The organism is Neisseria cinerea (assembly GCF_900475315.1).
GTDB classification, from domain to species: domain Bacteria; phylum Pseudomonadota; class Gammaproteobacteria; order Burkholderiales; family Neisseriaceae; genus Neisseria; species Neisseria cinerea.
On sequence record NZ_LS483369.1, the window covers coordinates 752,426 to 777,101 of the forward strand.

At 50.3% G+C, this 24,676-nt stretch carries 24 protein-coding genes and 1 pseudogene; 17 read left to right on the forward strand and 8 right to left on the reverse strand.

What is annotated here, in order from left to right:
* Positions 1 to 100 precede the first annotated feature (100 nt).
* From hda to lgt, 4 genes are all read left to right on the forward strand, one after another.
* Positions 101 to 769, forward strand: coding sequence for a DnaA regulatory inactivator Hda (gene hda, locus DQM57_RS04020; RefSeq protein ID WP_111726989.1), 669 nt, complete (start codon positions 101 to 103; stop codon positions 767 to 769).
* On the forward strand, positions 766 to 1,434 hold the full coding sequence (locus DQM57_RS04025) for an HAD family hydrolase (protein WP_111726991.1): 669 nt from the start codon (positions 766 to 768) through the stop codon (positions 1,432 to 1,434). The genes hda and DQM57_RS04025 overlap by 4 nt, the downstream gene beginning before the upstream one ends.
* A gap of 94 nt (positions 1,435 to 1,528) precedes the next feature.
* Positions 1,529 to 2,659 carry a M14 family metallopeptidase gene (locus tag DQM57_RS04030; RefSeq protein WP_111726992.1) on the forward strand — a complete coding sequence of 377 codons (1,131 nt, stop codon included), beginning with the start codon at positions 1,529 to 1,531 and terminating at the stop codon, positions 2,657 to 2,659.
* A 75-nt stretch (positions 2,660 to 2,734) separates the two neighbouring features.
* Entirely contained in the window at positions 2,735 to 3,583 is an 849-nt protein-coding gene (gene lgt / locus DQM57_RS04035; RefSeq protein WP_111726994.1) for a prolipoprotein diacylglyceryl transferase, read from the forward strand.
* 72 nt (positions 3,584 to 3,655) lie between these two features.
* Here lgt and DQM57_RS04040 read toward each other — a convergent pair whose 3' ends face one another.
* The 3 genes from DQM57_RS04040 to DQM57_RS04050 all read right to left on the reverse strand — a co-directional run bounded on the left by DQM57_RS04040 (position 3,656) and on the right by DQM57_RS04050 (position 9,900).
* Positions 3,656 to 4,318, reverse strand: a complete 663-nt coding sequence (locus DQM57_RS04040; protein ID WP_039853955.1) for a YecA/YgfB family protein — start codon at positions 4,316 to 4,318, stop codon at positions 3,656 to 3,658.
* A gap of 97 nt (positions 4,319 to 4,415) precedes the next feature.
* The gene (locus tag DQM57_RS04045) at positions 4,416 to 6,209 is read right to left on the reverse strand and encodes a 2-isopropylmalate synthase (RefSeq protein WP_111726996.1); all 1,794 of its coding nucleotides are present in this window, start codon (positions 6,207 to 6,209) and stop codon (positions 4,416 to 4,418) included.
* Between the two features lie 676 nt (positions 6,210 to 6,885).
* Positions 6,886 to 9,900, reverse strand: coding sequence for a DNA translocase FtsK (locus DQM57_RS04050; RefSeq protein WP_111726998.1), 3,015 nt, complete (start codon positions 9,898 to 9,900; stop codon positions 6,886 to 6,888).
* Positions 9,901 to 10,064: 164 nt separating this feature from the next.
* On the opposite strand from DQM57_RS04050, the gene DQM57_RS04055 reads away from it, so the two are divergent.
* The 3 genes and pseudogenes from DQM57_RS04055 to DQM57_RS09785 form a co-directional block, all read left to right on the forward strand.
* Complete coding sequence (locus tag DQM57_RS04055) at positions 10,065 to 10,745, forward strand: energy-coupling factor ABC transporter permease (RefSeq protein ID WP_111727000.1); 681 nt, start codon at positions 10,065 to 10,067, stop codon at positions 10,743 to 10,745.
* Positions 10,746 to 10,773: 28 nt separating this feature from the next.
* A complete protein-coding gene (gene crcB / locus DQM57_RS04060) occupies positions 10,774 to 11,133 on the forward strand; it encodes a fluoride efflux transporter CrcB (protein WP_108043668.1) in 360 nt (119 codons plus the stop codon).
* Between the two features lie 76 nt (positions 11,134 to 11,209).
* Positions 11,210 to 11,317, forward strand: a pseudogene (locus DQM57_RS09785) (IS5/IS1182 family transposase); the annotation flags it as partial.
* Positions 11,318 to 11,741: 424 nt separating this feature from the next.
* Here DQM57_RS09785 and DQM57_RS04065 read toward each other — a convergent pair.
* Positions 11,742 to 12,278, reverse strand: coding sequence for an NUDIX hydrolase (locus DQM57_RS04065; protein WP_107996761.1), 537 nt, complete (start codon positions 12,276 to 12,278; stop codon positions 11,742 to 11,744).
* 30 nt (positions 12,279 to 12,308) lie between these two features.
* Complete coding sequence (locus DQM57_RS04070; protein ID WP_108043667.1) at positions 12,309 to 12,665, reverse strand: dihydroneopterin aldolase; 357 nt, start codon at positions 12,663 to 12,665, stop codon at positions 12,309 to 12,311.
* 55 nt (positions 12,666 to 12,720) lie between these two features.
* Between DQM57_RS04070 and plsY the strand changes: the two genes are divergently transcribed.
* On the forward strand, positions 12,721 to 13,329 hold the full coding sequence (plsY, locus tag DQM57_RS04075; RefSeq protein WP_108043666.1) for a glycerol-3-phosphate 1-O-acyltransferase PlsY: 609 nt from the start codon (positions 12,721 to 12,723) through the stop codon (positions 13,327 to 13,329).
* Positions 13,330 to 13,408: 79 nt separating this feature from the next.
* Positions 13,409 to 14,254 carry a 23S rRNA (adenine(2030)-N(6))-methyltransferase RlmJ gene (locus DQM57_RS04080; RefSeq protein WP_108043665.1) on the forward strand — a complete coding sequence of 282 codons (846 nt, stop codon included), beginning with the start codon at positions 13,409 to 13,411 and terminating at the stop codon, positions 14,252 to 14,254.
* Positions 14,255 to 14,365: 111 nt separating this feature from the next.
* Here DQM57_RS04080 and DQM57_RS04085 read toward each other — a convergent pair whose 3' ends face one another.
* Both DQM57_RS04085 and DQM57_RS04090 read right to left on the reverse strand, forming a co-directional pair.
* Positions 14,366 to 14,698, reverse strand: coding sequence for an NGK_0946 family protein (locus DQM57_RS04085; RefSeq protein WP_108043664.1), 333 nt, complete (start codon positions 14,696 to 14,698; stop codon positions 14,366 to 14,368).
* 50 nt (positions 14,699 to 14,748) lie between these two features.
* Complete coding sequence (locus tag DQM57_RS04090; protein WP_111727003.1) at positions 14,749 to 14,991, reverse strand: hypothetical protein; 243 nt, start codon at positions 14,989 to 14,991, stop codon at positions 14,749 to 14,751.
* Positions 14,992 to 15,253: 262 nt separating this feature from the next.
* Between DQM57_RS04090 and DQM57_RS04095 the strand changes: the two genes are divergently transcribed.
* A complete protein-coding gene (locus tag DQM57_RS04095) occupies positions 15,254 to 16,228 on the forward strand; it encodes a class 1 fructose-bisphosphatase (RefSeq protein ID WP_111727645.1) in 975 nt (324 codons plus the stop codon).
* A gap of 159 nt (positions 16,229 to 16,387) precedes the next feature.
* On the opposite strand, the gene DQM57_RS04100 is transcribed toward DQM57_RS04095, so the two are convergent.
* Complete coding sequence (locus tag DQM57_RS04100; RefSeq protein ID WP_003675287.1) at positions 16,388 to 16,606, reverse strand: HP1242/YdcH family protein; 219 nt, start codon at positions 16,604 to 16,606, stop codon at positions 16,388 to 16,390.
* A gap of 210 nt (positions 16,607 to 16,816) precedes the next feature.
* On the opposite strand from DQM57_RS04100, the gene glyA reads away from it, so the two are divergent.
* The 7 genes from glyA to DQM57_RS04145 all read left to right on the forward strand — a co-directional run bounded on the left by glyA (position 16,817) and on the right by DQM57_RS04145 (position 24,645).
* Positions 16,817 to 18,067 (forward strand): serine hydroxymethyltransferase, encoded by a 1,251-nt coding sequence (gene glyA / locus DQM57_RS04110; RefSeq protein ID WP_111727005.1) that lies wholly within the window; start codon positions 16,817 to 16,819, stop codon positions 18,065 to 18,067.
* Positions 18,068 to 18,158: 91 nt separating this feature from the next.
* Positions 18,159 to 18,803: a DedA family protein gene (locus DQM57_RS04115; RefSeq protein ID WP_111727007.1), complete on the forward strand. Its 645-nt coding sequence runs from the start codon at positions 18,159 to 18,161 to the stop codon at positions 18,801 to 18,803.
* Positions 18,804 to 18,821: 18 nt separating this feature from the next.
* A complete protein-coding gene (locus DQM57_RS04120; RefSeq protein WP_111727009.1) occupies positions 18,822 to 20,732 on the forward strand; it encodes an ATP-binding cassette domain-containing protein in 1,911 nt (636 codons plus the stop codon).
* Between the two features lie 20 nt (positions 20,733 to 20,752).
* Positions 20,753 to 21,118: a hypothetical protein gene (locus DQM57_RS04125; RefSeq protein ID WP_002213667.1), complete on the forward strand. Its 366-nt coding sequence runs from the start codon at positions 20,753 to 20,755 to the stop codon at positions 21,116 to 21,118.
* Between the two features lie 111 nt (positions 21,119 to 21,229).
* Positions 21,230 to 22,705: an anthranilate synthase component I gene (gene trpE / locus DQM57_RS04130; RefSeq protein ID WP_111727647.1), complete on the forward strand. Its 1,476-nt coding sequence runs from the start codon at positions 21,230 to 21,232 to the stop codon at positions 22,703 to 22,705.
* A gap of 258 nt (positions 22,706 to 22,963) precedes the next feature.
* Positions 22,964 to 24,100: a 5-(carboxyamino)imidazole ribonucleotide synthase gene (locus DQM57_RS04140; RefSeq protein WP_111727013.1), complete on the forward strand. Its 1,137-nt coding sequence runs from the start codon at positions 22,964 to 22,966 to the stop codon at positions 24,098 to 24,100.
* 62 nt (positions 24,101 to 24,162) lie between these two features.
* The gene (locus DQM57_RS04145) at positions 24,163 to 24,645 is read left to right on the forward strand and encodes a GNAT family N-acetyltransferase (protein WP_108043655.1); all 483 of its coding nucleotides are present in this window, start codon (positions 24,163 to 24,165) and stop codon (positions 24,643 to 24,645) included.
* The last annotated feature ends 31 nt before the right edge of the window (positions 24,646 to 24,676 follow it).

Genomic DNA, 24,676 nt, shown 5'->3' on the forward strand with positions numbered 1-24,676 from the left:
AATAATGCCGCCGGTTTTCTGAGCATACGTTTTCAAATTGATAAAGCACGCTGAAACAACGTACAATAAACCTATCTGCCAACCTCTGAAATGCTGCACCGTGAACCAGCTTATTTTTGATTTTGCCGCACACGACTACCCAAGTTTCGACAAATTCCTCGGCACGGAAAATGCGGAGCTGGTCTATGTCCTCCAACACAAACACGGACAGTTCATCTATGTTTGGGGAGAAGAAGGCGCGGGGAAAAGCCACCTTTTGCAGGCATGGGTCGCACAAGCACTCGAAGCCGGAAAAAATGCCGTCTATGTCGATGCCGCCACCGAACCGCTTACCGACTCCGCGCTTGATTCCGACTATCTCGCCATCGACCAAGTCGAAAAACTGGGAAACGAAGAGCAAGCACTGCTTTTTTCCATCTTCAACCGTTTCCGCAATAGCGGAAAGGGCTTTTTACTGCTTGGCTCGGAATCTACGCCCCAACAGCTCGTTATCCGCGAAGACCTCCGCACGCGTATGGCGTACTGCCTTGTTTACGAAGTCAAATCGCTGACAGACCGAGAAAAAATCGATGCGCTCGTCAGCATGGCGGCAGCACGCCAAGTTACCATAGACCCTGAAATCTTCGAATACCTGCTCAACCACTGGCGGCGGGATATGGACAGTCTGATGGATATGCTCGACACACTGGATAACTACGCCGTAACCATGGGCAAACGCATCACGCTGCCGCTTTTGCGCCAGCTCTTAAAACAACAGGAAAACCGATGAAAAACCTTGCTATCTTCGATCTCGACAACACACTCATCAACATCGATTCCGGCCATGCCTGGTCGGCATTCCTCATTAAGAAAATGCCGGACGATGCTGCCCAAACCGAGGCGCAAAACGAAAAATTCTACCGCGACTACCAAAACGGCTGCCTCGACATCGACGCCTTCTGCAAATTCCACCTTGCCCCGCTCGCCCGTTACAGCAAAGAAGAGCTGGCGGAATTTCACCGCGAATTTATGGCAGAATACATTATCCCCCATATCTCGCCCATGCAGCGTATGCTTGTGCAGAGCCACCAAATGGCCGGCGACGAAACCCTCGTTATCTCCTCAACCAACGAATTCATCATTACCCCCATCTGCCACCTTTTCGGCATTACCAATATCATCGGCACGCAACTCGAAACCGGTACCGACGGCCGCTACACCGGCAACTACATCGGCACACCCAGCTTTAGGGAAGGAAAAATCACCTGCCTGAACCAATGGCTTGCCGAACGCGGCGAAACGCTTGAAAGCTATGGCAAAACCTATTTTTACAGTGATTCCAAAAACGACCTGCCGCTGCTGAGTCTCGTCAACGAACCCGTTGCCGTCAACCCTGATGCAGAATTGGAACAAGAAGCCAAAGAAAAAGGCTGGCCGGTTTTAAATTTCAAATAACGCCATTCCGTCCGGCAGGTTGAAGCTTCACTGTACGGACGGTAAAATCACGGCTAATCCGGTTTGAGCAACCGGCGACAGCAAGGACTTTCCCATGATTAAAATCAGCACCTGTTTCGATGCCGGCTCCGTCATCGTCAAAAACCTGACCGACCCCTCCGATATCCGTCTCGCACTGCGTAGCGACAATGCCTCCGATTTTGCGCAGTGGTTCTACTTCAGACTTCAAGGGGCGGCCTATCAAAACTGCATCATGCATTTTGAGAATGCGGCAGATGCCGCTTATCCCAAAGGCTGGGAGGACTATCAGGCATGTGCCTCATACGACCGCCACAACTGGTTCCGCGTGCCGACGAGCTATGAAAACGGCGTACTGACCATCAACCATACCCCGCTGTCCAATAGCGTGTACTACGCCTATTTCGAACCCTATTCCGAAGAGCAGCACCTCAACCTCCTCGGCGATGCTCAAAGCAGCGGGCTTTGCCGCATCGACGACTTGGGCAGCACCGTGCAAGGTCGCGACATCAATCTGCTGACCATAGGCAACCAAGTCGAAAGCGACATGAAAATCTGGATTACCGCACGCCAGCATCCGGGAGAAACCATGGCGGAATGGTTTGTCGAAGGGCTGCTCGGCAGGCTGCTCGACCCTCAGGATGCAACCGCGCGCACCCTGCTCGACCGCGCCACGTTCTATATCGTCCCCAACATGAACCCCGACGGTTCGGCACTGGGCAACCTTCGCACCAACGCCGCCGGTGCGAACCTCAACCGCGAGTGGGAAAATCCGACAGTGGAAAAAAGTCCCGAAGTATTCTTCGTGCGTGAAAGAATGTTGGAAACCGGCGTGGATTTGTTTTTGGATATCCACGGCGACGAAGGGCTGCCCTTTGTCTTTGTCGCAGGTACGGAAGGCGTGCCGAACTACAATCCGCGCATCGCCGCGTTGGAAGCGCAGTTTAAAAATGCCCTTTTAAACGCGAGCCCAGATTTTCAAGACGAATACGGCTACGAAAAAGACGCGCCCGGTCAGGCCAACATGACCTTGGCGACCAACTGGGTCGGCAACCGGTTCAACTGTCTTGCCTATACGTTGGAAATGCCCTTTAAAGACAACGCCAACCTGCCCGACGACGACTTCGGGTGGAACGGCCAACGTTCGTTGCGCCTGGGCGAAGCCGCATTGTCCGCCATCCTCAACGTCATCGGCGATTTGCGCTGAAACCCTTATTGCAGAAATGCCGTCTGAAGCATCATGCCTTTCAGACGGCATTTGAAATTGAAATCAAGGAACATCATGATTATCCATCCCCAATTCGACCCCGTCCTTATCAGTATCGGCCCGCTTGCCGTCCGCTGGTATGCCCTAAGCTACATCCTCGGCTTTATCCTTTTCAGCTTTTTGGGTAAGCGCCGCATCGCGCAGGGGAATTCTGTTTTTACCAAAGAATCGCTTGACGACTTCCTGACATGGGGCATATTGGGCGTTATCCTCGGCGGCCGTTTGGGTTATGTCCTGTTTTACAAATTCTCCGACTACCTCGCCCATCCGCTTGATATTTTCAAGGTATGGGAAGGCGGCATGTCGTTTCACGGCGGATTTTTAGGCGTGGTTGCCGCAATGTGGCTGTTCAGCCGCAAACAAAACATCAGTTTCCTCAAACTGATGGATACGGTCGCACCGCTTGTTCCTCTGGGTCTCGCTTCGGGACGTATCGGCAACTTCATCAACGGCGAACTTTGGGGACGCATTACCGACATTAACGCATTTTGGGCAATGGGCTTCCCGCAGGCGCGTTACGAAGATGCCGAAGCCGCCGCGCACAATCCTCTTTGGGCAGATTGGCTGCAACAATATAGTATGCTGCCCCGCCATCCCTCGCAGCTTTATCAGTTTGCACTTGAAGGCATCTGCCTGTTCGCCGTCGTTTGGCTGTTCTCTAAAAAACAGCGTCCGACCGGACAAGTCGCCTCGCTCTTCCTCGGCGGTTATGGTGTATTCCGCTTCATTGCCGAATTCGCACGCCAACCCGACGATTATCTCGGGCTGCTGACCTTGGGGCTGTCGATGGGGCAATGGTTGAGCGTCCCCATGATTGTTTTGGGTATAGCCGGCTTCATCTTTTTCGGCAGCAGGAAAAATTAAACCTTCTTGATAAAAATGCCGTCTGAAACTTAAATTTTAAGTTTCAGACGGCATTTTACTCCGCTCGAACCATCAATTTTTACCGCAACACGCCTTGTATTTTCTGCCGCTACCGCACGGACAGGGATCATTCCTGCCTGTTTTTTCTCCCTCCCTGCGGACGGTTTGCGGTTTATTGATGACTGCCTGCCAGTAGCGGTAGATATCCGCCAATGCATAAGGCAACTCGGATTCCAGCTCCGCCAGCTCGCCTTCTGTGAATTGCAGACGGATGGAGCCGTTGTCCTCTTCGTCGTAAATACCCCCCAATGCCATGATGGGATAAAACAACTCTTCAAACTCTTCATCATCGACGGCTTCAAACCAATCGGTCGGCACAATATCCAAACCGTAAAGATAAGCATTGCACCATGTGTAAAAATCGCTGCCGCCGTCTTCGTTTTCATACAGCCACAAATCGGGCAGTTTTTTATCCGATATGGAACCGACCGTATCCATCGCCATTGTCAAAACCAAACGTTCTATTTCAGAACGTTCGCTGGCTGTAAATTGCGACTCGTCGCCCAACACTTCGGGCAGCCAATCGCGCGGCGCCAATTTGTCCGGCCCGCTCAATAGGGCCATCATAAAACCTTGAACTTCGTCACAGCGCATGGTATTGCCCTGTTCGCTTTTGGCATCCAACAATTCGCTCAACCGCTGTTTGGACGCTTCGGTAAATTTTTGGGAATCCATCATTTAACCTTTTAAAATGGGTTTAATACCTAATTATAATCGCAATATGCCGTCTGAAGCGTTTTCTACTTCAGACGGCATAACTTTCACCCAACCGTTAAATCGTACCGCTGCCTTGCGCTTTCGGTTTGGCAGAACCAAATTCCAGTTTGCTCAAGGCGGAGAGGTAGGCTTTGGCAGTGGCGACCAAAACGTCGGTATCCGCGCCTTGTCCGTTGACGACGCGGTTGCCGCGCGCCAAACGGACGCTGGTTTCGCCTTGGCTTTCCGTGCCTTGCGTGACGGCGTTAACGGAATAAATCTGCAAAGTCGCGCCGCTTTGCGCCACACTCTCAATTGCTTTGAAAATCGCGTCGACAGGGCCGGAGCCGCTGGCCGAAGCGCGTTTTTCTTCGCCTTTGATGCTGAACACGATGTCGGCGCGTGGCTCTTCGCCGGTTTCGGTGCTGATTTTTTGGGAGATAAATTTGTAGCTCTCGGCGTTCATGCTCCCCATTTCGTCGGACACCAGCGCGTGCAGGTCTTCATCGAAGATTTCGCGTTTTTTGTCGGCAAGTTCTTTAAAGCGGGCAAAAGCAGCATTCAGCGCCTCTTCGCTTTCTAATTCGATACCCAAATCCGCCAGCTTGGTTTTGAAGGCGTTGCGACCGGACAATTTGCCCAAGGTCAGGCGGTTGGTTGACCAGCCGACCGATTCGGCAGTCATGATTTCATAGGTTTCGGGGTGTTTCAACACGCCGTCCTGATGAATGCCTGATTCATGTGCAAAGGCGTTTGCGCCGACCACCGCCTTGTTGGGCTGAATCGGATAGCCGGTAATGGTGGACACCAGTTTGGATACCGGCACGATTTGCGTGGTGTCGATGCCGGTTTCCAAGCCGAACAAATCATGACGCACTTTCAACGCCATCACGATTTCTTCAAGGCTGGCATTGCCCGCGCGTTCGCCCAAGCCGTTGATGGTGCATTCCACCTGACGCACACCTGCCTGAACAGCAGCCAGCGAGTTGGCAACCGCCATACCCAAGTCGTTGTGGCAGTGGGTCGACCAGACTACTTTGTCGCCGTTGGGCACGCTTTTAATGATGTTGCTGATACGTTCGTACCACACGGAAGGGATGGAGTAGCCGACAGTATCGGGAATATTGATGGTGGTTGCACCCGCTTCGATAACCGCCGTAAAGATTTTGGCGAGAAAGTCCAAATCCGAACGAACCGCATCTTCAGCGGAAAATTCCACATCGTCGGTGTATTCTTTGGCGATTTTCACCGCTTTGACCGCCGCATCAATCACCTGCTGCGGCTTCATTTTCAGTTTGTGCTCCATGTGGATGGGGCTGGTAGCGATAAAAGTATGGATGCGTTTTTTCGGAGCGGGGGAAACGGCTTCGCCTGCCTTACGCACATCGTTTTCAACGGCACGCGCCAACGAGCAGACTGTGGATTTGGTGATGATTTTGGCAATCGCATTGACCGATTCGAAATCGCCCGGGCTGGCGGCGGCAAAACCCGCCTCAATCACGTCCACGCCCATTTTCTCCAACTGGCGGGCAATGCGGATTTTCTCTTCTTTGGTCATGGATGCACCGGGCGACTGCTCGCCGTCGCGCATGGTGGTGTCGAAAATAATTACGCGGTTGGTCTGTGTCATTTCTGTTCTCTCCAGAGATTCGTTTTTTTGTAAAAAAGCATTCAAATCCAGCGGTCTGCCTTGCGCTTCCGCCAGCGCCGTCAGCTTTTGCAGTTGCACCAAGGGCAGCGACCCGCGCGTGCGCCATTTATAGATGGCGGCAGTCGTCGCGGCATTTTCGGGATCGTGCTGTTTCAACGCTTCGGCAAGTGCATTCACGCCGCCGAAATAAGCAACTAAGCGGTCAATGTCTAATTGCATGATGTTCCTTGTCCAAACTTTATCGAAATTATGGTTTGCTTTGGAAGGGAATTATACGCACTTTAGACAAAACGACAATCTATTTTTCTAAAAATACGGATTTACTTTTTAAATCCAGAATTATTTTATACATTTTGTCCATTTTTACTGATGAAAAATAATGTTTGTTACGAGAACCAATAAAGCAAGACTAATTAGGCGGCAACAAGCCGAATGTCAGACATCTGATAACAATACAATAAAATATAAAATCCTTATTTAAAATCAGTATATTAATCAAACCATTCCCTGCACCTTCTTTTCCATTCAAATTCAAACTATTACTCCCTAGCATCAGTACACCGCACCATATCAACATAAATCAAGTTTGGTTTCTTAAAATCTGTTTTAGAAGGATTCTGTACACTTTTTAAAAGCTTGACCACTTATCGCACCTACAGACTTCGGCGTCCTGTAATGCATAAGGACAAAGGAAGCAATGGTTAGCATCGACTTAAAAATTCACGGCACTTTATAGAACCTGAGCATGAGATGCGCAACACCATGGGTTGCAGAAAAATATAAGCATAAGCCCTGAAATCATAGGAACTTTTTGAATGAGCCGTATTCAAATGTCCGCAAAAAATGCCGTCTGAAACCTTCAGACGGCATTTTTATGTTTATCAACCGACCCGTATCATACATTATCCGAAGGAACCAAAATGGTACGGTTGCCGTTGTGTTCCGGTGCGGATACGATACCTGCCGCCTCCATTTGGTCAATCAGTCGCGCGGCACGGTTGTAGCCGATACGCAATGCCCGTTGAACACCTGAAATACTGGCTTTGCGTGTTTTTAAAACGACAGATACGGCCTCATCGTACATCGGGTCGGACTCACCTTCGCTGCTCCGGCCGATTCCCGGCAAATCGTCAGTCATACCGCTGCTCAAGATATCATCGATATACTCAGGCTCTCCAAACTGTTTCAAATATTCGACGACGCGGTGCACCTCATCATCGGAGGCAAATGCGCCGTGTACCCGTTGCGGGTAACCCGTACCGGGCGGCAGGAAAAGCATATCGCCTTGTCCGAGCAGGTTTTCTGCACCCATTTGGTCAAGAATCGTACGGCTGTCGATTTTGCTGGATACCTGGAAGGCAATGCGTGTCGGAATATTTGCCTTAATCAATCCAGTAATCACATCAACGCTGGGTCGTTGCGTGGCAAGGATTAGATGGATGCCGGCAGCACGGGCTTTTTGTGCGAGACGCGCAATCAATTCTTCGATTTTCTTGCCCGCCGTCATCATCAGGTCGGCAAACTCATCAACTACGACTACGATAAACGGTAGTTTTTCCAAAGGCTCGGGATCGTCGGGAGTCAGGCTGAACGGGTTGGCAATTTTCTCACCCCGTGCGGAAGACTCGGCAACTTTTTGGTTGAAACCGGCCAAGTTGCGCACACCTAAATGGCTCATCAGGCGGTAGCGTTTTTCCATTTCGTTGACACACCAGTTCAGCGCGTTTGCCGCCAGCTTCATATCGGTAACAACCGGCGCGAGAAGGTGGGGGATACCTTCGTAAATGCTCAATTCAAGCATTTTCGGATCAATCATAATCATGCGCACGTCTTCAGGCGTAGCCTTAAAGAGCATGGACAGAATCATCGCGTTGACACCTACCGATTTACCCGATCCGGTGGTACCTGCAACCAACAAATGCGGCGCTTTGCCTAAGTCGGTAACGACGGGCTGTCCGGTAATATCCTGACCAAGCGCGAGCGTGAGCTTGGATTTGGATTCGGTAAACGCAGGCGAATTGAAAATTTCGCTCAGACGTATCATTTGTCGCTTAGGATTGGGCAGCTCCAAGCCCATGCAGGTTTTGCCGGGTATGGTTTCAACAACGCGGATAGACGCAACACCGAGCGAACGCGCCAAATCTTTTTCCAGATTCAAAACGGAATTGCCGCGTACGCCGACATCCGGCTCGATTTCATAACGTGTAATGACAGGGCCGGAATATGAATCGACAACTTTAACCTTAACCCTGAACTCAGCCAGTTTTTCTTCAATGGTAATGCTGTTTTCAAGCAGCTCCTCTTCCGTCTGGGTTGCTTCAGGATCAAACAGCGGCGGTAAAAGCAGGTCGGTCGTCGGCAGGTGTTCGTTCGGCACATCATCCTCTGCGCCCTGCAATTCCGCCTCATCTATTTCAGGATAAGGTACCTGCTGGAAATCATGCTCTGACGGCATACCTGCAAACGGATACACCGAACGCCCTTCATGCTCGAAAACTTCGGTTTCCGATAGATATTCTCCGTTTTGCCCCTCTTCGGCACATTTTTCCCCTCCGTCCGGGCAGATATCGGCTTCCTCGTCTTGCCAATCCTCAATAATATCGCCGGCGAGACGAGCGTTTTCGGCAATAAGGCCGGCCTGTACACGCTCAAATCCGGCAGGCAGCTCATATGTACGGTTATAAATTTCCGTAACGGGCGGAGGCGGCGGGATATCGATTTCGGGTCTGGAAACTTCCGGCACCTCCGGAGGTTCGACTACCCATGCATCCGGTGCGGCAGGTTCTTCAATATAGATATCGGCAGTATCATCAGAAAGCAGGCCTTCACGTCCAATTGAAATCTCTTCCGCCGTGATACTTTCCAATTCAGACGGCATTTCGAAGTCCGACTTTACAATATGCTCCGGCTTATCTTGATTTTCCATTATCAAGCGTGAAATCCGCGCTTCTGCCGAAACGGTTGCCTTATTGGGTTCTTTCAAGTTTAAAGAAACACGGCGATGATTAATATTAGGGACGATGATGCCGTCTGAAGGAGACTGTTTCTGAGAAGTGCCTGAGTAGCTTGCCTCTGTCGGCTTCTTTACAAGACCTTCATGCTGGCGGAACGGCATGTTCCGTACGTCTTCGGCTTTAATCTCAACAGGAGGGGATGGGTGTTTTTTTTCAAAATACGGTTCGAACGCATAATCCGCAGGTTCGGCTAATGCTTTCTTACCTTCGTCGAAGAAACGGGAACGTGTGCGTTGAAGCACGGGATCGTCCAAACCGATAATAGGCAGCCCTTCCATCGGTTTCTCGGAAACGCGGACTTTAGAACCCAATTCATCATTTTTTTCAAATGTATCGATATAACTGATTTGCCCTTCTTTTTCGGCGGCATTGTTTAAAGAACGGGTCGCCTCCTCCAAAGTAATTTCTTTCAAAGCCGGACGCACGGGCATAATGATGCCTTCAGACGGCATGGGATTTTCACCCTCCTCCCGATTGGAAGGAATGCATCGGTTACCGATTACCGCAGATGAAATATCCTCCGCATTAACAGCCTCATCCCCCTCATCTTCCTCCATTGCCTTGTCCGCATATCCGGAAGATGCCGCCGCAGCTTCCGAATCAGACGAAGCAGGCTTATCAGGTTCGGACTCATGTGCCAGATAATTCCGGCAAAAACGGACAATATTAGCGGAAAGCCAGCATACCGCCGCTTTGACCGCATGAAAAATCATCAGGCCAAGCTCGAGAAAATTAGGCATCCTGTCTTGGGTTTCAGGTAATTCCGCCTGTTGTCCCCCTTTATTTTCCTGCCATTCAGAAACTTCACGCACCCATTCCCGTTCGGACTGTGCTCGGATAAAAAACAAACCCGCAATAGCAAGCAACAAAATAATGATCAGAACTATCCAAAACATATGCAGTTTCCCGCAAAACAAACGATTAAATGGGTATATTTTAACGTGTTTCCATTGCAAACAAAACAACCTGACCGACAATTCGGTCAAAATCATTACAGCTTTCTGTTTGCCACAGGCAGCACTATAATAGACGCCCTCTTATTCATCTTTACGGTATTGGCATGATTTTCCAAACAGTCTGGTTTTCAGATATGCTGCTGGGGGCTTCATGGATTGCACTCATCCTCCTATTGGCAGCTTCCGGACCGTCCGCATACCGTTCGCTTGTCCGCTACCGTTCCGCCGTACCGCTCTGTATCGTTATTTTTTCTGCGGCATGGAGTTTGAACACCGCTGCCGGAGGCGGACAACTTGCCCAAATGAGCTATCACCTGCTCGCCGTCAACCTGGTCGCTCTGATGGTGGATACCTCTGCCTCCCTTTGGCTTGCCTCGATTCTAATGCTTCCATACTGCCTGCTGTTTGCCGGCTCTTCCGGTGCGTATCCTGCAAACGTATTGGTTCTGATTTTGCCCGCACTTGTCGTCAACCGCCTGTCTCGTATGCTGGTCGACCGCCTGCCGCCCAATATTTTTGTCTTTATCTTCCTCAACGGATTTTTGTCTGCCGCTGCCGGCATATTGCTGACGGGCATTATCGTGGTTGCCGTTTTAGACGGCATCCATGCGTTCGGGCAGGATGTTTTATGGACTGCCGCCCTGCCTGTATTCATCTTGATTGCATGGGCGGAAGCTTTTCTCAGCGGCATAGCCACCGCCATTTTCGTGGCATTGAAACCCCATTGGATCAATACTTTCGATGACAACCGGTATTTAAAGTCCGACCGCAGCATCTGGCAATAATCTTTCAGATGGCATGGATACGCATAATATGTTCCCCCACATCCTTCCCCTCTTCATTGGAGCAGCATTCGGAGCAACTGCGCGTTGGCTGCTCAACCTCGCCGTTCCCGCATCAATACCTCCGGCCACAGGCAACCTGTTTGCCAACTGGATAGGCGCTTTTCTTATCGGAATCTTTGCCGAAACCGTCAACCACCCGCAATGGAAGCTGCTGCTGATTACCGGTTTTCTCGGCAGCCTGACCACGCTTTCCGGATTTTCGCTGGAAACCGTAACCCTGCTCCAATCGAATCGTCCTGCTTCAGCACTTGCCAATATTTTCCTGCACACGGCAGGTTCGCTGCTGCTGACTTGGCTCGGGCTGAAGATAGGGACGGCAGTCAAATAATCGAAAAAATTGCTTCCTTTGGTTTTGACATAATCTATAAATTGGCTTCGCTTGTTTAAATACTGCCTGTGCCAATTATAGTGGATTAAATTTAAATCAGGACAAGGCGACGAAGCCGCAGACAGTACAAATAGTACGGCAAGGCGAGGCAACGCCGTACTGGTTTAAATTTAATCCACTATACCATTCTCAAATTCAAATTAAGCTTTTAGGTCTATAACAAAGAAAAAGCCTTGGTAGGATAAACCTACCAAGGCTTTTTATTAAAAAAAACGCTCTATTACTGTGCCTAAAAATGCAAAAAAAGTAACCATCATAACCCTTTTGCCAAAATCAATATCATCATCCGATGAATGAATTGACGGTATATAAGAAAGAGCTAATAAACTCATAAACCAGTAAAAAAAAACCAGTAACAAAGATATTCATTATTAACCATTCTTAAAAATTATCAGGTTCTTTTGGGTAATTATCATCCCCTTTTCTCTCTTATTACTAAAGCACGAATGACTTTAAAGGACGCGCCCAGAGACAAGCCGAAAAGATATATCCCATCCGCCAAACAAACTGCCCGCCGATCTACTCCGGCGGGCAGTTCCAACATCCTGTCAATCCTTCATCAGCCAGTATTGCAAACCGATTAATGTTTTACCGTCTTTAATTTCATCGTTTGCCAATGCCTGACGGACTTCCTCCTTCGACATCAAGACGGCTTCCGTTATTTCATCTTCATCATTAGAAAGCGTACTGCCCAAACGCACACCTTCCGCTTCGAATAGATACATTTTTTCGTTGCAAAAACCGACCGCCGTATAAAAACTGTAAAGCAGGCGTACGCTGTCAGCGGTATAAGGCGTTTCTTCAGCCAGTTCTCGTAAAGCGCATGCCGCCATATCTTCACCCGCCATATCGAATTTGCCGGCAGGCAGCTCTAAAGTTGCCTGATTTGCCGCATAACGCCACTGCCGTACCAAAACCACTTTCCCCTCGTCCGTAACCGCCAAGACACATGCCGCACCTGGATGACGGATGACGATACGCTGCCCTTCGTTACCGTTGGGTAGTCTGACCTTATCCTTGCTGATACTGACAAATTCACCTTCGTACAGGGTTTCCCCGCTTAGTTTCACTTCCCTTAAATCCACTGTATTTCCTTTCTATTTCCAGCCTGCAACTCAATCTTTATCTTTACCGCGTTCGATTTCTACGCCGACTTCCCTTACACCCGGCAAAATACCCGGCTTAACGATTTTTACGCGTACCCATACCGCACCGAAACATCCCAAAACCCAATCCGCAATATATTCGGCCAAAGCCTCTAAAAGCAGGAAGTCCTGTTCTTTCAGCTGTCGGCGCAATGTTTCGCACACTTCGGCATAGTGTACCGTATTGCCTATATCGTCGTCCGCAGCCACTTTTTCAGGGACGCCGATATCCAAATCAATTATTAACGGCTGCAAATGTTCACGTTCCCAACCGTACACGCCGATAAGTGTTTCCGCCCTCATCCCGTGCAAAAAGATTTTATCCATAATCCGACCCGTTTTTTGCTAAAATAACCGCACCATTCTAAGTAAAGTACCGCAAATGTTCAATATACAGACTATTGCCGTTGCCGTTTCCTATTTGATCGGTTCACTCTCTTTCGCCATTATCGTCTCCAAGTATTACGGCATGGACGATCCGCGCACCTACGGCTCCGGCAATCCCGGTGCAACCAATGTTTTACGCAGCGGCAAAAAAAAGGCAGCTGCACTGACACTGTTGGGAGACGCTGCCAAAGGTTTGGCCGCCGTCCTCCTCGCGCGTATGCTTCAAGAACCGCTCGGCTTATCCGAAACGACGGTTGCCGCCGTTGCACTGGCCGCACTGATCGGACATATGTGGCCGGTATTTTTCGGATTTAAAGGCGGCAAAGGTGTGGCAACGGCATTGGGCGTGCTTCTGGCACTCTCTCCCGCAACCGCCTTTACCTGTGCGTTGATTTGGCTTGTTATGGCATTCGGCTTCAAAGTATCCTCTCTTGCCGCATTAACCGCCACAATCGCCGCCCCCCTTGCCGCACTGTTTTTTATGCCGCATACTTCTTGGATTTTCGCAACCCTCGCAATCGCCATATTGGTGTTACTCCGCCATAAGAGCAACATCCTCAACCTGATTAAAGGCAAAGAAAGCAAAATCGGCAGCAGCCGCTGATTTCCCATCCATCCCTGTTTATGCCGTCTGAACCACCGCTTCAGACGGCATCCGAATATCCCCCGCCGTTTTATTGACCATGCTCAGTTACAGACACGCATTCCACGCCGGCAACCATGCCGACATGCTCAAACATTTCACACTTTTCCTCGTCCTGCAATATTTCAACAAAAAAGACAAAACCTATTGGTATATTGATACGCACGGCGGTGCAGGTTTGTACGACCTTGGCAGCAGCGAAGCGCAGAAAGTCGGTGAATACCGCCAAGGCATCAGCCTGATTCGACAGGCGCAAAACCTGCCTGCCGAACTGTCTGACTTTGCCTTGCACATACAAAAAATCCTGCCCTCATCCGAACTTTACTGCGGCTCTCCGTGGCTGGCACAGTCTATGACCCGTGCGACCGACAAACTCCGACTGTTCGAATTGCATCCTGCCGATTTCATCCGTCTGCAGAACAATATGAACGAAGTAGGCTTGGGCAAACGCGGACAAATATTGCGCGAAGACGGTTACAAAGGACTGATTTCCCTGCTGCCGCCCCCGCCGCGCCGTGCCGCCGTCCTCATCGACCCGCCCTATGAGGAAAAACAAGACTACCGGCGCGTGACGGATACGCTCAAAACCGCACTGAAACGTTTTGAGTCCGGCTGCTATTTGGTTTGGTATCCCTGTTTAAGCCGCGAAGAAAGCCGGAAACTGCCCGAAGAACTGAAAAAACTTCTGCCCGACAACTATCTTCATACCGAGCTCCACGTGCATACCCCGAAAACCGACGGTTTCGGCATGCACGGCAGCGGAATGTTCGTGATTAATCCCCCTTACCTTTTAGCCGAGCAATTGGCGGCAAATCTCCCCGCCCTGACACGGCTGCTCGCGCAAGACGAAGGCGCGCACTATCTTTTGGACAGCAAAATCCGCTGACTCTAAATGCCGTCCGAACCACCTTTCAGACGGCATCTTCCATCAAACAAACAAAACCGGACGATACGTTGACCATATCGTCCGGTTCTGCATAAAACCAGTATTCAAAAATCAGAACACGCTTTTCAACACTCCGACCGTGCCGACCACACCGTTCAGCAGCATCAGACCGCCGGCAGCCGTACCCATACCCTGACGAAGCGCATCATTTTTATTAGCACGTTTTTCACGTTCCAAAGCCAACTCTTCAGAAACATTTTGACGTTGGCGTCGATGCTGAGCCAATTCCGCACGGCTGATCTGAGCTTCTGCGCGGTTACGTCCTGCTTTGATTGCGGCCGAATCGTCGCCAATGGCATAGTTGCCTACGGAATTTTCAGAAGCACAAGCAGCAAGCAAAACGGCACACATAGCAACAACGGAAATATTTTTCAAGTTTTTCATACCTGTCCTATTATCTCAAAATAAAGGAAAAAACTAATCTAACTGGCGTATTATCGGATGAAGTAAATATTGGGTGAATTTTCGTTTACCTTTTTGATGGCAGCTGCCGCATCCATCATTTCTTCCCGATGTTCTTTACGGTATTCAGCTCGCTCGGCACGCTCGCTTGCCTGAATAGCGCGACTTCTCGCCTGCATTTCCGCAGCAGATTCTTGAGGTACAAAACGGCGGTCTGCGTAAGTACATGCCGTCATCAACATCGCAGCTGCCGATAATAAAATCAATTTCTTCATTTTACTAGCCACCTATATTTAAATTCATAAATCATTTAATAATGATATATAATGTTAATATATTACATATATGAGGTCAATATTATTTAAAAATAAATTTGGCATTTTGTACTTCCTGGTCCGCATACCGCGTTCCGACTTGCCCCATGCCGTTTTTTTACACTACAATCCCCTAGACCATCCTGCAAAACGCACCAAAGGAATACGCCGCAATAACCTGCCGCCTTTCAGACGGCATAAACTTTTCCGAGACGAGCAAACCATGAACACACTGATCCGATTCCTCCCCGAACACCTGCAACAAAACCAGCTGCCCGAATCACTCGGCGGCGTTTTACTGTCTGTCGTTTCCGCCTGTACCGAAATCAACGCCAAAGTCCGCCTGGGTGCACTTGCCGGCGTATTGGGCATGGCAGGTACGGGCAATATTCAGGGCGAAGACCAGAAAAAACTGGATGTTATCGCCAACAACATCATGATTGACGCACTCAAAGCCAATCCTGCCGTTGCCGGGCTCGCAAGCGAGGAAGAAGATACATTCGTAAACGCCGATGAAAACGGATGCTATCTCGTTCTCTTCGATCCTTTAGACGGCTCGTCCAACATCGATATCAATATCTCCGTCGGTACCATTTTCTCCATCCTTGAAAAACCTGAAGGAGAATTGAAAACCGAATCCTTCTTACAAGCCGGCAGATGCCAGCTTGCCGCAGGCTATGTCCTCTACGGGCCTCAAACCCAGCTCGTGTTCACATTCGGGCACGGCGTATATATGTTCACACTCAATGCCGAAAACGAATTTGTGCTGACCAAAGAAAACCCGAAAGTACCGGAAAGCACCAAAGAATTCGCCATCAACATGTCCAACCGCCGCCATTGGTTTCCTCCCGTACAACAATACATAGACGAGCTCTTGGCAGGCGAAACCGGTACGCGCGGAAAAAACTACAATATGCGCTGGGTAGCCAGTATGGTTGCCGAAATCCACCGCATACTGATGCGCGGCGGCGTGTTCATGTATCCGCAAGACAAACGCGACCCTGCCAAACCTGGCAAACTGCGCCTGATGTACGAAGCCAACCCTATGAGCCTGATACTTGAACAAGCCGGCGCGTCGGCAAGCAATACACATCAGGACATGCTCGACATACGCCCGGAAAACCTGCACCAGCGCGTCGCCGTTGTCATGGGCAGCAGTGAAGAAGTGGATTACCTCAACCGTCTGCATTCAAAATAGGCAGAGGCCGTACTGATTTTGGCATCGGAGGCAGCGTGAATCCGATACTGCCGCCGATATTTCAAGCATACCCCGGAAAGATAGAAAACTGTCTTTCCGAACGATAAAAATGCCGTCTGAAAAATTTTCAGACGGCATTTTAAAAATTAAAGCTCAAATTTATTTGCCTGCCACTTTTTGCAGGATGGCGTACAGTTCGTCTTTCAATTTCAATTTGGCTTTTTTCAGTTCCTCAATCGCTTCTGCACCGCTGGTAATCGGATTATTGACCAAACCGGTAATTTTGTCGTCCAGCTCGTTGTGCTCGTCAAACAGACGTGCGAAGTGGGAATCTTCCTGTTTCAACTTGGAAATCAAATCACGGTATTCTGGGAACATATTGCTCTCCTCTCTTCATTAACGGGTTAAAAAGCAAACTGAATCTTTACATCGATTATAACAAAGATAATATTTTTATCCAGTATTTTATTGGATGCGGCAAAATTTTCTTTTAACACCGCCGTCCGGTTGATAAAACCGTTGACAATATCACGCTTTACGCATAAATTTTCAGCCCTTATACCCTGATTACACAAAGGAGCCGAGAACATGTTTTCAAAAAGCGTTACCCTCACACAATATGACCCCGATTTGGCAGCAGCCATTGCCCAAGAAGACAAGCGCCAGCAAGACCACGTCGAGCTGATCGCCTCTGAAAACTACGTCAGCTGCGCTGTTATGGAAGCCCAAGGTTCGCAATTGACCAACAAATACGCTGAAGGCTATCCCGGCAAACGCTACTACGGCGGCTGCGAATACGTCGATATTGTCGAACAATTAGCGATTGACCGAGTAAAAGAACTGTTTGGCGCCGCCTATGCCAACGTTCAACCGCACTCCGGCTCCCAAGCCAACCAAGCCGTGTACGCTTCTGTTTTGAAACCGGGCGACACCATTTTGGGCATGTCTCTGGCACACGGCGGCCACTTGACCCACGGTGCAAGCGTTAATATCTCAGGCAAGCTCTACAACGCCATTACTTATGGTTTGGATGAAAACGAAGTGCTCGATTATGCTGAAGTAGAACGCTTGGCTCTTGAACACAAACCTAAAATGATTGTGGCCGGTGCATCTGCCTACGCGTTGCAAATCGACTGGGCAAAATTCCGCGAAATCGCCGATAAAGTCGGCGCATACCTCTTTGTCGACATGGCGCACTATGCCGGACTGATTGCCGGCGGCGAATATCCTAACCCCGTGCCATTCTGCGACTTCGTAACCACCACCACCCACAAAACCCTGCGCGGCCCTCGCGGCGGTGTGATTTTGTGCCGCGACAACACGCATGAAAAAGCGTTGAACTCTTCCATCTTTCCAAGCCTGCAAGGCGGCCCGCTGATGCACGTCATCGCCGCTAAAGCCGTTGCGTTCAAAGAAGCCCTGCAACCCGAATTCAAACAATACGCGAAACAGGTGAAAATCAATGCTGCCGCCATGGCGGAAGAATTGGTCAAACGCGGTTTGCGCATCGTTTCCGGCCGTACCGAAAGCCACGTTTTCCTCGTTGACCTGCAACCGATGAAAATCACCGGTAAAGCTGCCGAAGCCGCTTTGGGCAAAGCTCATATCACCGTCAACAAAAACGCCATCCCGAATGATCCGGAAAAACCATTCGTGACTTCCGGCATCCGCATCGGCTCCGCCGCCATGACCACACGCGGCTTTAACGAAGCCGACGCACGCGTATTGGCAAACCTGGTTGCCGACGTATTGGCCAACCCTGATGACGAAGCCAACCTTGCCAAAGTCCGCGAACAAATTACCGAGCTATGTAACAAATACCCCGTTTACGGTGCGTAAACTTTTTTAAAAACAAATGCCGTCTGAAAATTTCAGACGGCATTTTTCCAATCGGTTAAAATACGCGGTCTGTCTTTTTAGGAAATGCACCGTGGTTGCATCTGCCATCGACTTCATCCTCCATATCGACCAACACCTGCTTGCGCTGTCGGCGCAATACGGCATTTGGATTTACGCCATTTTATTTACTATTGTGTTCTGCGAAACCGGCCTGATTGTTACGCCCTTCCTGCCCGGCGATTCGCTGCTGTTTGCCGCCGGCGGGATTGCCGCACTAGGAGGTATGGATATTCATCTGATGGTTATGCTGCTATTTGCCGCCGCCATACTCGGCGACGCCCTCAATTTTACCGTCGGTAAGTATTTCGGCGGCAGGCTGTTCGCCAACCCCGATTCTAAAATCTTCCGACGCGAATATCTCGATAAAACCCACCGTTTTTACGAAAAACACGGTGGAAAAACCATCATCATTGCCCGTTTTGTACCTATCGTCCGCACCTTTGCCCCCTTTGTTGCCGGCATGGGCAAAATGCATTATGCAAAATTTATCCGCTATAACATCATCGGCGGCTTCTTGTGGGTTATCCTGTTTTCTTATGCAGGCTATTTCTTTGCCAACTTCCCCGTCGTAAAAAACAATCTGGGCTTGGTGATGGGCGGCATCATTATTATTTCTATCCTGCCGGGTGCGGTTGAAATTGCCCGCGCCAAACTTGCGGTAAAATCCAAACGGTAACTGTTGAGAATTTGTATCATGAATATATTATCCGTAGAAAACGCTTCCTTTGCCGTCGGCCATGTCGCCTTGCTCGACAAAACTTCTTTTCAACTCGATAGTGGCGAGAAAATCGGTTTAATCGGCCGTAATGGTGCGGGTAAGTCTTCGTTTCTGAAAATTCTCGCCGGCGTGCAAAAGCTCGACGACGGGCAGATTATCGTTCAAAACAACCTCAAAATCGTTTATGTGCCGCAGGAGTCCTTTTTTGATAAGGACGCAACCGTATTTGATACCGTTGCCGAAGGTTTGGGCGAAATTCGCGATTTATTGCGCCGTTATCATCATGTCAGCCATGATTTGGAAAATGGTTCGAGTGAGGTCTTATTGAAAGAGCTTAACGAATTGCAACTTGAAATCGAAGCGAAGGACGGCTGGAAACTGGATGCGGCAGTAAAGCAGACTTTGGGCGAACTCGGTTTGCCGGAAAACGAAAAAATCGGCAACCTCTCCGGTGGGCAGAAAAAACGCGTCGCCTTGGCGCAGGCTTGGGTGCAAAAGCCCGACGTATTGCTGCTAGACGAACCGACCAACCATTTGGACATCGACGCGATTATCTGGCTGGAAAACCTGCTCAAAGCGTTTGAAGGCAGCCTGGTTGTGATTACCCACGACCGCCGTTTTTTGGACAATATCGCCACGCGCATCGTCGAACTCGACCGCGGCATTCTGCGCTCCTATCCCGGCTCGTTCTCCAAATATAGCGAGAAAAAAGCGCAAGAGTTGGCAGTCGAGGCGGAACATAACCGCCTGTTTGACAAATTCCACGCGCAGGAAGAAGCGTGGATACGCAAAGGCATCGAAGCGCGCCGCACCCGCAACGAAGGCCGCGTGCGCCGTTTGGAAGAACTGCGCCGCCAGCGTGCCGAACGCCGCAACGTACAAGGGCAGGTTAACTTCAAGCTCGACAGCGGCGAAAAAAGCGGCAAAATTATCGCCGAGCTGGAACACGCTTCGTTTGCCTATGGCGACAAAGTTATCATGGATAAATTCTCCGCCATTTTGCAGCGCGGCGACAAAATCGGCTTAATCGGTCCAAACGGCATCGGCAAAACCACCTTCCTCAAGCTGATTTTGGGCGAATTGCAGCCAACCTACGGCAGAATCCGTATCGGCAGTAAGCAGGAAGTCGCCTATTTCGACCAGTTCCGCAGCGCGTTGAACGAAAATGACACCGTGTTTTACACGCTCGGACAGGGCAATGATTACGTTGAAGTCGGCGGTAAGAAAAAGCATGTGATGAGCTATTTGGAAGATTTCCTGTTCCATCCAGCCCGTGCACAAAGCCCCGTTTCATCACTCTCCGGCGGCGAACGCAACCGCCTCCTGCTGGCAAAACTCTTTACCCGTCCTGCTAATATTTTGGTCTTGGACGAACCGACCAACGACTTGGACATCGACACCCAAGAGCTGCTCGAAGACCTGCTGCGCGATTACCAAGGTACGGTATTCCTCGTCTCGCACGACCGTATGTTCCTTGATAACGTGATTACCCAAAGCATTGTTTTCGAAGGACAAGGCCGTCTGAAAGAATACATCGGCGGCTATCAGGACTATATCGACGCAAAATCACGCGAAGAGAAAATTCAGACGGCATCCGCACCCAAAGCATCCGATGCCGAACCGGTGAAAGAAAAACCCAAAGCCAACCGCACGGTCAAACTGTCCTACAAAGAGCAGCGCGAACTCGATGCCCTGCCCGACGAAATCGCCGCTTTGGAAACCGAACAGGCTGAAATCAATACCCAACTTTCCGATCCTGAAATTTTCAAAGATTACGAAAAAGCAGGTACATTGCAAAACCGCGCCGAAGAAATCGAAATGCTGCTTTTGGAAAAGCTGGAACGCTGGGAGCTGCTGGAAACCAAACAGAACGGCAATGCCGTCTGAAATCAAATAGGAAGAAAAAAATGTTCAAACGACCTGAAGAAATCATCGTCCTGATACTTGCCGTCCTCTGGATTGCCGGTACGTATTTTCTCGCCGCCCTTTTTGGAGCGGATGCTTATACCGTATTAAAAATCACTGCCCTTACCCTGCTTTGGTCTGCCGCATCATTCCTCCTTTGGCAAAAAAACCTCAGCCGGCATATCTGGCCGCTGCTGCTCGGCTGCCTGACTGCCTGTTGGTGGCCGTATCTGAATCAATCGGTCGCACCCGGTTCTTTACCTTGGTATGCATCATGGACGTTCAAAACCATCTTAGCCCTGATTCCCGTAACCGCAGGTTATCTGTTTAAATGGAAACAATACCGGCAGCGCAAAACAAAGCCGTAAGCTCGTCTTTTTTCAGACGGCATCTTCGGTCAGACTGTCAACAATCCCGATAAAATGCTATACTCGCACCCCTTATCATGCCGTCTGAAACCGCCTTTTGGGAAAGCAGAAATGATCAGCAAACAAGAATACCAAGCCCAAGCCGCCCAAGGCTACAACCGCATCCCGCTCGTGCAAGAACTCCTTGCCGACTTGGATACTCCGCTTTCCCTCTATCTCAAACTCGCCAACCGCCCCTATACCTACCTACTCGAATCCGTTGTCGGCGGCGAACGTTTCGGCCGCTATTCCTTTATCGGCCTGCCTTGCAGCCACTATCTCAAAGCCAGCGGCAAACACGTTGATGTTTACCAAAACGGCGAGATCGTCGAGCAACACGACGACAATCCGCTGCCCTTTATCGAAGCCTTCCACAACCGCTTCAAAACGCCCGAAATCCCAAGCCTGCCGCGCTTTACCGGCGGACTGGTCGGCTACTTCGGTTACGAAACCATCTACAATTTCGAACACTTCGCCCACCGCCTGAAAAACAGCGCCAAAGCCGACACGCTCGGCACGCCCGACATCTTGCTGATGCTGTCGCAAGAGTTGGCGGTTATCGACAATTTAAGCGGTAAAATCCACCTCATCGTTTACGCCGATCCCTCGCAGCCCGACGGCTACGAACGCGCCCGCGAACGCCTCGAAGACATCCGCACCCAGTTGCGCCAAAGCTGCGCCATCCCGCTCTCGCTCGGCAGCAAACACACTGAAGCCGTCAGCGAGTTCGGCGAAGAGCCGTTCAAAGCCTGCGTCCACAAAATCAAAGACTACATCTTCGCAGGCGACTGCATGCAGGTCGTCCCCAGCCAGCGCATGAGCATGAAATTTACCGACAATCCGCTCGCCCTCTACCGCGCCCTGCGCACATTAAACCCATCGCCGTATATGTTCTACTACAATTTCGGCGATTTCCACATCGTCGGTTCCTCGCCTGAAATCCTCGTCCGCCGCGAACGCGACGACGTCATCGTCCGCCCCATCGCCGGCACGCGCTTGCGCGGCAAAACCCCCGCCGAAGACCTTGCCAACGAGCAAGATTTATTAAGCGACGCCAAAGAAATCGCCGAACACGTCATGCTTATCGATTTAGGACGCAACGACGTCGGCCGCATCAGCAAAACAGGCGAAGTTAAAGTAACCGACAAAATGGTGATTGAAAAATACTCCCATGTGATGCACATCGTTTCCAACGTCGAAGGCCGTCTGAAAGAGGACGTTACCAACATGGACATCCTCGCCGCTACCTTCCCCGCCGGCACACTTTCAGGTGCACCCAAAGTCCGCGCCATGGAAATCATCGAAGAAGTCGAACCGAGCAAACGCGGCATCTACGGCGGCGCCGTCGGCGTATGGGGTTTCAACAACGACATGGATTTAGCAATTGCCATCCGCACCGCCGTAGTGAAAAACAACACGCTATACGTCCAAAGCGGCGCAGGCATCGTCGCCGACTCCGACCCGACCTCCGAATGGCAGGAAACGCAGAATAAAGCCCGAGCAGTGGTTCGGGCAGCGCAGATGGTGCAGGAAGGGTTGGATAGGTAAACTTGGCGTTTTTAGACAGCCTTTAAGGAATCAACAGGCCGTCTGAAAATCCAAACAATAAGCAGCAATCGTTTGATTAAAACAACTACCTTTACCGCGTCATTCCCACGCAAGCGGGAATCCAGAAATTTGAAATGACGGGAATCTCTAAATATTTCTGAAAGATTGAGACCTAAATTCCCGCCTGCAAAGGAATGACGGATTAACGGTTTCAGACAACCTGAAATAAACAGTAGAACACAGACAAATTAAACCGCTATGAATAAATCCCCCATCCTCCCTCCTGCTACTCTCGGCATCCTCGGCGGCGGCCAATTAGGCAGAATGTTTACCGTTGCCGCCAAAACCATGGGCTACAAAGTAACCGTTCTCGACCCCGATCCGAACGCGCCGGCGGCGGAATTTGCCGACCGCCATTTGTGCGCGTCGTTTAACGACCAAGCCGCGTTGGACGAATTGGCAAAATGCGCGGCGGTTACCACTGAATTTGAAAACGTCAATGCCGACGCGATGCGCTTTTTGGCAAAACATACCAACGTTTCCCCCAGCGGCGACTGCGTTGCTATCGCGCAAAACCGTATTGAGGAAAAAGCGTGGATACGCAAAGCGGGATTGCAAACCGCGCCGTATCAAGCGATTTGCTGTTCAGACGACATCAGAGAAGTAAGCGCGCAATTTTTGCCCGGCATCCTGAAAACGGCTACGTTGGGCTACGACGGCAAAGGTCAAATCCGCGTCAAAACGGTGGATGAACTCAAAGCTGCGTTTGCCGAACACGGCGGCGTAGATTGCGTTCTGGAAAAAATGGTGGATTTGCGCGGCGAAATTTCCGTTATCGTATGCCGTCTGAACAATGACAACGTGCAAACTTTCGACCCCGCCGAAAACATCCACGAAAACGGCATCTTGGCTTATTCCATCGTCCCTGCGCGGCTGAGTGCCGACGTGCAGCAACAGGCGCGGCAGATGGCGCAACGCTTAGCGGACGAATTAGATTATGTCGGCGTGTTGGCAGTGGAAATGTTCGTCGTCGGCAATACACATGAATTAGTCGTCAACGAAATCGCCCCGCGCCCGCACAATTCCGGACACCATACGATAGATGCCTGCGCGGCAGACCAGTTCCAGCAGCAGGTACGCATTATGTGTAACCTGCCGCCTGCCGATACCAAATTACTGAGCTCTTGCTGTATGGCGAATATTTTGGGCGACGTTTGGCAGGAAGACGGCAGCGAACCCGAATGGCTGACGCTGCAAAGCAACCCGAATGCACATCTGCATCTTTACGGCAAAAAAGCCGCGCGGAAAGGTCGGAAAATGGGGCATTTCACCATGTTGGGAACTGACTCCGACTCCGTATTCCGGCAAACAAAAATCCTACACCAGTCTTTATAATCGGAACGCCGGCAGTCTAAGTCTGCCGGCAATCCATACGCCAACCTTGCTAATATACCGCCATGAGCCTGTTGACACTGTTACGCCCCGCTACCGTACAAGACTGCAACGATATCTTCAACGTCCACCTGCACTCTGTCCAATACACCTGCATCCGCAGCTACAACGAACAGGCCCTGCAAGTATGGGAAGGCCTGCTCAATACAGACAGCTACCTACCGACCATTTCAGATCCCGATAAAGCACTTTGGGTCGCAGAATATAAAGGCAACATTCAAGGCTTTTTCCAAATCGACTGTCGCGAAGCGCAGCTTGACGCACTTTACGTCCACCCCTTGTTCCACAATCTGGGGCTGGGTACTTCGCTGCTTTATCAGGCAGAAACCATTGCCCGCCAGTCCGGTCTGAGTTTCCTAAAACTCTATGCCTCGCTCAACTCCATCCCGTTCTACCTCATCAACCGCTACGAATCACTCGGTTCCGCAATATTACAGCTTGACTCAAGCATCAAAATCAAATGCGAACTGATGCGGAAACACCTCTGACTACTCCTTATAACCAAAACTGATAATCTTC